A 9425-nucleotide genomic window follows, 5' to 3' on the forward strand; every position below is an offset into this window, starting at 1 on the left:
TACTTTTAAATTTTAGCCGTGTAGATAAGGATTTAATTGTTCACCTTCTACAGTGGTAGAAGGGCCATGTCCTGGATATAACGGTAGATCATCTTTTATAGTGAAAATTTTATCTTGTATAGAGTCTACTAATGTTTCGTAGTCTCCACGATATAAATCTGTTCTTCCGATACCGTTATTAAATAAAGCATCTCCAACTAATGCGAAATCATCAAAGATAAAAGTGAGCCCTCCTGGTGAATGACCAGGTGTATGCATGACTTCGACATTGAATCCTTCGATATCATGTTTACCTTCATCGAGTGCAATAGGTTTTGCATGACTTGTAATAGGCTTTAAACCATATTGACTGAATTTTTCAGAACCATTTTTTGCAGGTTCAGTAAGAAAATCAAATTCTTCTTTATGAAGATAAACAGGCACATCATAGTGCTCCAACACTTCGTCTAATGCACCGATATGATCAAAGTGCGCATGAGTTAAAATGATTGCTTTCAACGGTTTGCTAATAGATTTAAGTTTTGAAATAATCTCTTGCCCATCACTTGATGGATCTACAAGTAAAACACTGTCTTCATTTTCTATAAAATAAGTGTTTGTATCCGCTATACCTAAAGTTAAAAATGAAATTTCCATTATTTTTCACCACTATTTTTGTCTAATTGTTTTTGAACAGAGACCAATTTATCATTCATTTTTCTAGATTTGTCTCGACGGTCATCTATTCTTATATTAGTACATACCCTGTCTAGACCTTTATCAAAAGGCAGTTCATGAATTACTTGAACGACATGCAATAAGTCCTTCAAATCACCTTCTATTAGGGTATTCATAGGTGTTAGCTGGTAATCAATGATACCTTGTTCTTTGAATTCTTTTAATTTTGTTTGAATTTCTGCAATATATTTACTTACACTTGGACCTTCTGTTCCTACTGGAATTACGACTACGTCTACGATAGCCATTATTCAACACGCTCCTCTTCAATAACATATGTTTTTATTAAACCTGCAGCACCAGTAATGCCGGCATCGTTTCCTAATTGTGCTTTCACAATTTCAGTGCCGTTTTGTGCAGGTGTAAAAGTAAGGTTTCTATATTCAGTTTTAATATTTTCAATTAGAATATCTCCTGCTTCAGACATTCCGCCACCTAGGATAATATATTTCGGGTTGCTCATTACACTGATGATACTGCATGCATAAGCGATATAGTTTGCAACACGTTCAGTAATAAATAAGCAGAACAAATCACCTTTTTTAGAAGCATCGAAAACATCTTTTGCAGTGACTCTATCTTCTTTAATAAGCTCTAAAATCGAAGATTTGATTGTAAGTTTAGGATGATAAAATTTAACTAAGTTAACTACACCTGTTGCTGAAGCAACAGTTTCTAAACAACCATTTTTACCACAATTACAAGCAAACCGTTGATCAAAGTCTACTCTGAAATGACCAATTTCAGCACCAGAACCATTATGACCGTGGACTAACTTACCATTTGAGATAATACCGCCACCTACTCCAGTGCCTAATGTAATGGCTACAACATCATCTGCATCATGACCTGCACCCTTATGTTTTTCACCTAGTGCCGCTGCATTAGCATCGTTGTCAACAAAAATCGGGAAACTTACAAATTGTGAAAGAATCGCTCGCACGTTAACATCGCCAGGCCAGTTTAAATTTACTGCTCCATGAACAATACCTGATTCGAAATCAACAGGTCCTGGTACACCAATTCCCAATCCAATAACATCTTCCATTTTTAGACTTAGTTCATTCATTTTTTGTACAAACGCACTATAAATAGATTTAAGTAAAACGACACCTGATGGATCACTGATATCAGTTTGTATCGACCATTTAGTGATTCTTTCAAGTTTGTTATCAAAAATTCCTAGTTTACATGTAGTTCCACCGACATCGGCTGCCAATATTAAATTTCTCATTACTTATTCATCCTTCTTTGATTGATTATTAAGATACACTTGATAAATGCGTCCTTAGAGATAAGTTGATATTCAAATAGCTCTCTAATTTCTTGTTCCATCATTTCATACATGTCGTGTTTATCTTTAAAGTAAATTATAAACCCAAATTGTTTAAGTAACTGTTGTACGTCGTAAAACGTGTTAATTTGACGATTCATTTTGTTTTTCCAACTCTTTTTTTAGATACTTATATTTTTCATTATGAGGATTTGATTTTACTGCAACCTTTATATGTTTAAGTGCCGATTTTTTATCTCCTAATGAACGATTAGCAATTGCTAGTTCATAATTTAGAACGCCAGAGTTAGGGTAATGTTTTAATCCGCGTTCCCATGTTGAAATTCCTTCAGCTTTTGAATCTTTTGTTGCTTTTAATAGACCACTTAAATAATATGTATAATCATCTTCGTAGCCTTTATTCATAGTATGTTTAATAAGCTCTTCAGCTTTGTTGTAATTACCATTGCTCATCTCTTCACTTATTAATTTATCATAAATATTATCCTCTTTAATAGTGAATGTTCTTATTAACAAGATAATCAATAGTAAAATACCGACACCAAGTAAAATCCAAAATAACTTTCGATCTTTATTAAAATAATAACCTATAAAAGTAGCTAGTAATCCGCCAATAAATCCACCTAAATGTGCGTAGATATTTACATTAGCCATAAATAATGAAAATACTGTTAATAACGCTAATACACCAACTAATTGTAATAGCATTTTTGGTGTATATTGTTTACTAAGATACATAATTGCGAATAGACTGCCGATCAAACCGAAAATTGCACCACTAGCACCTACTGAAATCGAGTTTGTGTCCAATGCTAAAGATACAATGTTACCAAAGATACCAGAGATGAAATAAATCCCTAGCATTTTCCAATGACCAGCAATGGCTTCAACAAGTTTTCCGAAGATAAACAATGAAAGCATATTCATCAATATATGTTCAAAGTTAAAATGAATGAACATAGATGAGATTAAACGGTATATCTCTCCATGCACTACATTAAAATGAACTAAACCGCCCCAATCTAATAAACTTCTGTTTGTAAATGCATTGATGATCAAAAACATAAACAGCCAAATTATTATATTAATAGCAATAAGCGAGTATGTGACTGGAGCAAATTTCAACATATATTTTTCTATAGGATTGTTACTATAAAGTCGTTTCTTGTAGTAGAGTGATGTTTTATCATTTTGACGCGAATAAAGCTTAGCTATAATAGGGTTCGGCAAAGTTTTTAATAAATCTTGTTGGTTTCGAATGACATTAAAATTCATGTGAATAGGATGAACTTCATTCAAGTTCTCATAAGTGAAGATTTTTTCAGTTAAATAATTGAAAGTCACATATTTTGGAATGAATCCTGTGTATTCACTAATTTCGTTTTGATGTTCTAAAACTCTGCTTTTGTCAAAACGTATTTCTTGAGAGCTACTTACTCCAGTTTTAACAATAATAAGTTTTTTCTTATTTTTATTGGATAGCCAAACTTCTGTATCATTTTTACTGATATGTGCGATTTCGTAGTTGAAGTATTTAACATAATAATAAATTAATTTCCAAAATTGTTTTTCTATATTCATGGTGCCTCCAGTTTAACTAGTTTTAGCAATGATCAGACGTTCAACGACTTCATCATGTGCTTCTGGTTTAAATGTATTATCGATTTGTGTATCATACACTAGGCTTATTGTTTCTGTACGATGTTGATTTAAAAACTTATCGAAATAACCCCCGCCATAGCCGATTCTATAACCTTCTTGGTTAAAAACAACGCCTGGTACAATTAATAAATCTAATGAATTTGTGCGCTCTGTATTGGCATCAACGTATTGGATACCTTTTTCATCCGTGCTTAATTGGTTTAAATCATTTAGTCTTTGGAATGTCATACGTTTAGTTTCATAATCAGTTGCTGGTACAAAAGGGATTTTTCCTTGACTGATGATTTCTTTAATAATCGGAAATGTATTAACCTCATGTTCCATAGACAATACAATGCCAACCGTTTTTGCGTTTCTAAAAGCGTCAGTCTTTAATAATTGTTCTTTTAACCATTGATCAGCTTTTTCTTTGTTGAGATTGTTAATATTTTTCATCTTCTGCAAAACTTGTTTGCGAAGTTCAGATTTTTTCATGATAACACCCCAATATTTTCTATTTGAATTAATATTTTCATTATAACGTTTATCTGCATAAGTGTCATTAGACTTAATATTTGAAGGTATATAGAAATAAAAAAGCTGATACTCGATGAGTGAGTATCAGCTGAAAAATTATGATTTTGATGATTTCTTTTCTTTACCGAAATAATAATTGATAATGTCGCGACCTAAATCTCCACCTTGTAACCATGGTTCTGGAACGGGTTGATTAGTATAGACAATTGAGAAAGCTAATTTAGGATTATCTTTAGGAGCATAACCGATATAAGTTGAGTTAACTCTTGGCTTTCCGTCTTGGAATACTTCTGCTGTTCCTGTTTTACCAGCAGATGGTACGACTGTGTCATGGAAACTCTTATATCCAGTACCTGGTTCCTTATTAAATGCCATATCAAACCCTTTTTGAACTTGTTTAATTTCATCAGGTGAGTTGTTAAGACGATTCAATACATTACCGCGTATTTTATGTTTAACCGGTCCTAAACTATCTTTATCTGTTGCTTTTCTGATTTCAAGACCAACGTGTGGTGTAATTCTATAACCGTTATTCGCAATCGTAGAAACATATTGTGATAATTGTAATGGAGAGTACGTATCATACTGACCAATCGCAAGGTCTAAGTAGTTACCGCTGTTTGAATCTAATTTTTCTATTTGACCTGCAACTTCATTAGGCAAGTCAATTCCTGTTTTAACACCTAAACCTACTTGATTTAGTCCTTTACGTAATTTTTGACCTGCATCTCTAATATCGTTTGGTAATGCCATATTATAATGATATGGATCTTTCGCTAGTTTTAAAGCTGTTTTAAACATATATACGTTTGATGAATGCATTAATGCCTCTTTATCGTTAATATCTACTTTTCCATTTTGGTTGAAGTAAGAACGTTTTGTAAGCCCACCTTGGAAATGTAGAGGTTCATCAATCATATGTTCTCCTACATGTATGGCTTTGTTTTGATAACCTGCTAATAAAGTTCCACCTTTAACAGATGAACCAACCGTATATTGAGAAGTAAAGTTACCAATATCATAATCTGTCATGGAACCATCTGGCTTAATTTGCTTACCAGCCATAGCCAAGATATCTCCATTATTTGGATCTTGCACTACAATGAATGCATTATCCATGTTCTTAGCACCTTCACCACGAAGTTTATTAATTTGATGTTCTAAAGATTCTTCTACTTTCTTTTGTAAGTCAATATCTATTGAAAGTACTAAATCATCTCCACGTGAACCTGGATTAACTACTTCTGCATTCGTTATTTCTCCTGATTTATCAGTTGTGTATTTCATTTCTTTCTTTTTACCACGTAATACATTTTCATATTGATACTCTAAATATGATTTACCAACTCTATCATTTCTTGAATAGCCTCTTGATAAATAGTAATCAGTTAGTTCTTTTGGTATACCTTCTTCTGATGTTGAAACACTTCCGAATAAACCTCTGAGTACATCTCCATAAGGATATTTACGATCCCAATCCATAGATGTATTTACACCTGGTAATTTTGAAAGTTGTTGTGACACAGCAGCATATTCTTTATTGCTGACATCATCCTTTTTAATAGTTTGAGGATTTAGTGTTGAACCTGACATCATTTCACGATAAATTGCTAATACTTGTAAGTCTTTGTCAGATAAATCATCAAGTTGTTTTTGCTTGATTTTATTATGCAATTCTTCATCGTACTGTTCTTGTGAAATTTCCCCTTCACTAAGCATCTTATCTTCTTTTTTCATCATGTCTGAAACTTTATCAGGATGTAATTGAATCCAGAAGTCTTGTTTATCTCTTTTGGTAATACGATCAGTATCCATTTTTATTAATTTAGATAAGCGTTCTGCTACGTTGAGTATATCTTTTTGTGAAGTCTTTCTACCTCTAGTATATGTAATAGACTTTTTAGAAGCATTATCAACAAGAATTTTACCATTACGATCTAAAATTCTTCCTCTTGGGACAGATTCATTTACCGTAATATTTTCATCATTTTTAATGAGTTGCTTGTAATGAGAACCTTGTGCAATTTGTAAGTAACCCAATCGTAAAACAATGATTACAAATACTACGACAACGAGACCGAAGAAGAATCCGATTCGTTTATCCATCAGATTCCTGATTTTTTCATCATTCGTTTTTTCCTTTAATCTTTTTAGCAATACAACCTACCTCAATTCAACAGTTCTCTAAACAAATGATATATGAAATCGGAACTTTTTTCTATAATTTGCATAGAAAACCAAACATAAATTTAAGATTTCTTCGTAAAAGAAGTGAAAATCAAATGAAACAATAAAAAAAACAGCAATTGGATAACCAATTGCTGTTAAAGTTATAATTTAACTTTTCGTGGGTATTAAGATTATTTAGTTGCAGCGTTGTATAGCTCGTCAACTTTTTCCCAGTTAACAACGTTCCAGAATGCATTGATATAGTCTGGACGTTTGTTTTGATATTTAAGATAGTAAGCATGTTCCCAAACGTCTAAGCCTAGGATAGGAGTTTTGCCTTCAGTAATTGGGTTGTCTTGGTTTGCTGTAGTAACGATTTCTAATTTACCGTCTTTATCTACTACTAGCCAAGCCCAACCTGAACCAAATTGTCCAGCAGCTTTTTTAGCAAATTCGTCTTTGAATTCGTCTAAAGAACCCCATTGTTCTTTAATTTTATCAACTACTGTACCTTTCTCTTCAGAGTTAGGTGAAAGGATTTGCCAGAATAATGAGTGGTTTAAGTGTCCACCACCATTATTACGGACTGCAGTTTGGATGTCAGATGGTACACTATCTAAGTTAGCAACAATTTCTTCGATTGATTTGTTTTCTAAATCAGTTCCTTCGATTGCTGCGTTTAATTTTGTAACATAAGTGTTATGGTGTTTGTCATGGTGAATTTCCATCGTTTCTTTATCGATGTGTGGTTCCAATGCATCAAACTCATATGGTAAATTTGGTAATTCAAAAGCCATAAATAATCATCCTCCTAAATTGTTTTCATATTTACTATATCAAGTCGTTAGATACCTTACAATTTTTATGCTTATAAAATAATGAAGTATCTAATTAATATGAACTCTTTCCTCTATATGTTTATCCTGAAAGTAAGGAGTTAAACATTATAAACTGATATAGTTACTAAATTTAATGGTTACTGACATTTTTCACAAATGCCATAAACTTCAAGCTTGTGTGTGTGAATTGTAACATTAGGAAGTTGTTTCCTAATTGCGTCCATCGGACAGTAGTCAATCACTTTCGTGTCTCCGCAAATTTCACAAATGAAATGATGATGATGGTGATGTGTACAAGCAATTCTAAATTTCATTTCACCATCTAGTTCAGTATTTTCGATAATTCCTAAATCTTTAAACAAATACAAATTTCTATAAATTGTATCGAAAGATATTCCAGGATATGCAGTATCCATAGTTTGTTGGATTGTTTTCGCACTTACATATTTGTTTTCCTTCACGAAAATATCGATAATCTTTTTTCGTTTATCTGTATATTTATGACCGTTATCTTTTAATAATTTGATAGCATCAGTCGTATTCATTTAACTATCTCCTTTTTTTACCCTAGTACGTAAAGTCTGAGTGAACATTGTAGCTACTAAAATAAGTACTAATAATACTACAATAACTCCACCTGGTGATAAATTTAAATAAAAAGCAATTACTAAACCACCAATAACAGATACTTCTCCAATGATAATACTATAGAGGATTAATTGTTTAAATCCTTTTGTCATTCTCATTGCTATGGCCACTGGTAAAGTCATCAATGCACTTACAAGTAAAATACCAACTACGCGCATAGATGCTGAAATAACCATGGCTACAATGATAATGAATAAGAATTGAATCCATCTTGGTATACCAATAACTTTACTATATTCTTCATCAAATGAAAGGATAAAGAGTTCTTTATAAAATAACATAATGAAAAGTGTTACAAGTACAGCAATGGTCAAAACAGTAATCATATCACTTAAAGATACAGCACTGATTGATCCAAATAATAAACCTACTAACTCTTGGTTAAATCCGTCTGCAAGTGAAATAAAAATGGCACTTAAGCCAATACCTGCACTCATAATAATCGGTATCGCAATTTCTTGATAGTTTTGATAAGATGTTCTTAATTTTTCTATTAAAAGTGCACCGACTACCGCAAACAATATGCCACCCCACATAGGATTTATAAAGATAAATATCGGTGATAAAGTGGTTAAAAACATTCCGAAAGAAATACCGCCTAAAGTTACATGACTTAATGCGTCAGCAATCAAAGAGAGTCTGCGTACTACGATAAATGCACCAATAAATGGTGCAATAAACCCAATCAAGATACCACTTAAAAGAGAATAGCGCATAAAATCGAAATTCATTAATGCTTCAATCATTAGTTACAGCACTCCCTTTCATGTTGATGGTCAACAAATTTAATTGGATAGCCGTAAATTTTTGATATTTCAACTTGATCTAGCGACTTAAACTCTTGTGCAGGACCATGGAAATGTAAATGTCTATTTAAGCAAGCAACTTTTGTTGCAGTATCCACGACAACTCCGATATCGTGTGTAACTAAAATAATAGTGACACCTTCATTTTTTAATTGCTCTAGAGTTTGATAAAACTCACTGACATGTTTAGCATCAATACCATTAGTAGGTTCGTCTAAAATAAGTACTGATGGGTCTGAAATCAATGCTCTTGCGATTAACACGCGTTGTTGTTGTCCACCTGATAATTCAGCAATGTTTTTGTTTAATAAGTGTTCAATATTTAAGCGTTTTAGGATGTTTTTAACTTTTTGTACATCCTTTTTATTAAACCATTGAAAAAGGTGTTTTTGTTTTGTTAATCCACTTAAAACAACTTCTTTTACACTAGCAGGAAAACCTGAATTAAATGCTCTTGCTTTTTGAGATACATAGCTGATTTTCAACTCTGATAATTTTCGTTGGTATTTCTGGCCATCAATATACATCTCACCGCTTTGAAGTGGAAATAAACCTAGCATAATTTTTAATAATGTAGATTTACCTGCCCCATTCGGTCCGACAATTGCCAAGAAATCACCTTTATATATTTTAATGTTTATGTTTTCCAGTACTTGTTTGTTTCCAAAATAGTAATTTATATTTTTTAATTCAAAAACTGGGGTAGACATATCTTCACCTCGCTATAAATATAACCTTGAATAAATAATATGTAAATTGTAATGCTTACGATTG

Annotated in this window: 11 protein-coding genes; all 11 read right to left on the reverse strand. The window is 32.4% G+C overall.

Translation table 11 applies throughout. From position 1 onward, the window contains the following. Window positions 1-12 precede the first annotated feature (12 nt). The 11 genes from CD112_RS11880 to CD112_RS11930 all read right to left on the reverse strand — a co-directional run bounded on the left by CD112_RS11880 (window position 13) and on the right by CD112_RS11930 (window position 9361). Window positions 13-636, reverse strand: coding sequence for an MBL fold metallo-hydrolase (locus tag CD112_RS11880; protein WP_103364378.1), 624 nt, complete (start codon window positions 634-636; stop codon window positions 13-15). Beyond that, a complete protein-coding gene (locus CD112_RS11885) occupies window positions 636-965 on the reverse strand; it encodes an MTH1187 family thiamine-binding protein (RefSeq protein WP_002481042.1) in 330 nt (109 codons plus the stop codon). Before CD112_RS11885 ends, CD112_RS11880 begins: the two co-directional genes overlap by 1 nt. Beyond that, on the reverse strand, window positions 965-1951 hold the full coding sequence (locus CD112_RS11890) for an ROK family glucokinase (protein ID WP_002481043.1): 987 nt from the start codon (window positions 1949-1951) through the stop codon (window positions 965-967). The genes CD112_RS11885 and CD112_RS11890 overlap by 1 nt, the downstream gene beginning before the upstream one ends. After that, the gene (locus CD112_RS11895; protein ID WP_002481044.1) at window positions 1951-2151 is read right to left on the reverse strand and encodes a YqgQ family protein; all 201 of its coding nucleotides are present in this window, start codon (window positions 2149-2151) and stop codon (window positions 1951-1953) included. Before CD112_RS11895 ends, CD112_RS11890 begins: the two co-directional genes overlap by 1 nt. Continuing rightward, the gene (locus tag CD112_RS11900) at window positions 2135-3592 is read right to left on the reverse strand and encodes a rhomboid family protein (RefSeq protein ID WP_103364379.1); all 1458 of its coding nucleotides are present in this window, start codon (window positions 3590-3592) and stop codon (window positions 2135-2137) included. Before CD112_RS11900 ends, CD112_RS11895 begins: the two co-directional genes overlap by 17 nt. Before the next feature lie 12 nt (window positions 3593-3604). Continuing rightward, the gene (locus CD112_RS11905; protein WP_103364380.1) at window positions 3605-4147 is read right to left on the reverse strand and encodes a 5-formyltetrahydrofolate cyclo-ligase; all 543 of its coding nucleotides are present in this window, start codon (window positions 4145-4147) and stop codon (window positions 3605-3607) included. 138 nt (window positions 4148-4285) lie between these two features. After that, window positions 4286-6346, reverse strand: a complete 2061-nt coding sequence (locus tag CD112_RS11910) for a peptidoglycan D,D-transpeptidase FtsI family protein (protein WP_037556407.1) — start codon at window positions 6344-6346, stop codon at window positions 4286-4288. Between the two features lie 203 nt (window positions 6347-6549). After that, the gene (locus tag CD112_RS11915) at window positions 6550-7155 is read right to left on the reverse strand and encodes a superoxide dismutase (protein ID WP_002481048.1); all 606 of its coding nucleotides are present in this window, start codon (window positions 7153-7155) and stop codon (window positions 6550-6552) included. A 179-nt stretch (window positions 7156-7334) separates the two neighbouring features. After that, entirely contained in the window at window positions 7335-7742 is a 408-nt protein-coding gene (locus CD112_RS11920; protein ID WP_023015147.1) for a Fur family transcriptional regulator, read from the reverse strand. Beyond that, window positions 7743-8591: a metal ABC transporter permease gene (locus CD112_RS11925; protein WP_002481050.1), complete on the reverse strand. Its 849-nt coding sequence runs from the start codon at window positions 8589-8591 to the stop codon at window positions 7743-7745. Then, entirely contained in the window at window positions 8591-9361 is a 771-nt protein-coding gene (locus CD112_RS11930; protein ID WP_002481051.1) for a metal ABC transporter ATP-binding protein, read from the reverse strand. The genes CD112_RS11925 and CD112_RS11930 overlap by 1 nt, the downstream gene beginning before the upstream one ends. Between the last annotated feature and the right edge of the window lie 64 nt (window positions 9362-9425).

The organism is Staphylococcus simulans (assembly GCF_002902285.1).
Classification (GTDB): Bacteria; Bacillota; Bacilli; order Staphylococcales; family Staphylococcaceae; genus Staphylococcus; species Staphylococcus simulans.

Bases quoted from the DNA above. Each gene is read 5' to 3' on its own strand.
- CD112_RS11895 (WP_002481044.1), bottom strand. From the start codon at position 2,151: ATGAATCGTCAAATTAACACGTTTTACGACGTACAACAGTTACTTAAA.
- CD112_RS11915 (WP_002481048.1), bottom strand. From the start codon at position 7,155: ATGGCTTTTGAATTACCAAATTTACCATATGAGTTTGATGCATTGGAA.
- CD112_RS11920 (WP_023015147.1), bottom strand. From the start codon at position 7,742: ATGAATACGACTGATGCTATCAAATTATTAAAAGATAACGGTCATAAA.
- CD112_RS11890 (WP_002481043.1), bottom strand. From the start codon at position 1,951: ATGAGAAATTTAATATTGGCAGCCGATGTCGGTGGAACTACATGTAAA.
- CD112_RS11905 (WP_103364380.1), bottom strand. From the start codon at position 4,147: ATGAAAAAATCTGAACTTCGCAAACAAGTTTTGCAGAAGATGAAAAAT.
- CD112_RS11880 (WP_103364378.1), bottom strand. From the start codon at position 636: ATGGAAATTTCATTTTTAACTTTAGGTATAGCGGATACAAACACTTAT.
- CD112_RS11925 (WP_002481050.1), bottom strand. From the start codon at position 8,591: ATGATTGAAGCATTAATGAATTTCGATTTTATGCGCTATTCTCTTTTA.
- CD112_RS11930 (WP_002481051.1), bottom strand. From the start codon at position 9,361: ATGTCTACCCCAGTTTTTGAATTAAAAAATATAAATTACTATTTTGGA.
- CD112_RS11900 (WP_103364379.1), bottom strand. From the start codon at position 3,592: ATGAATATAGAAAAACAATTTTGGAAATTAATTTATTATTATGTTAAA.
- CD112_RS11885 (WP_002481042.1), bottom strand. From the start codon at position 965: ATGGCTATCGTAGACGTAGTCGTAATTCCAGTAGGAACAGAAGGTCCA.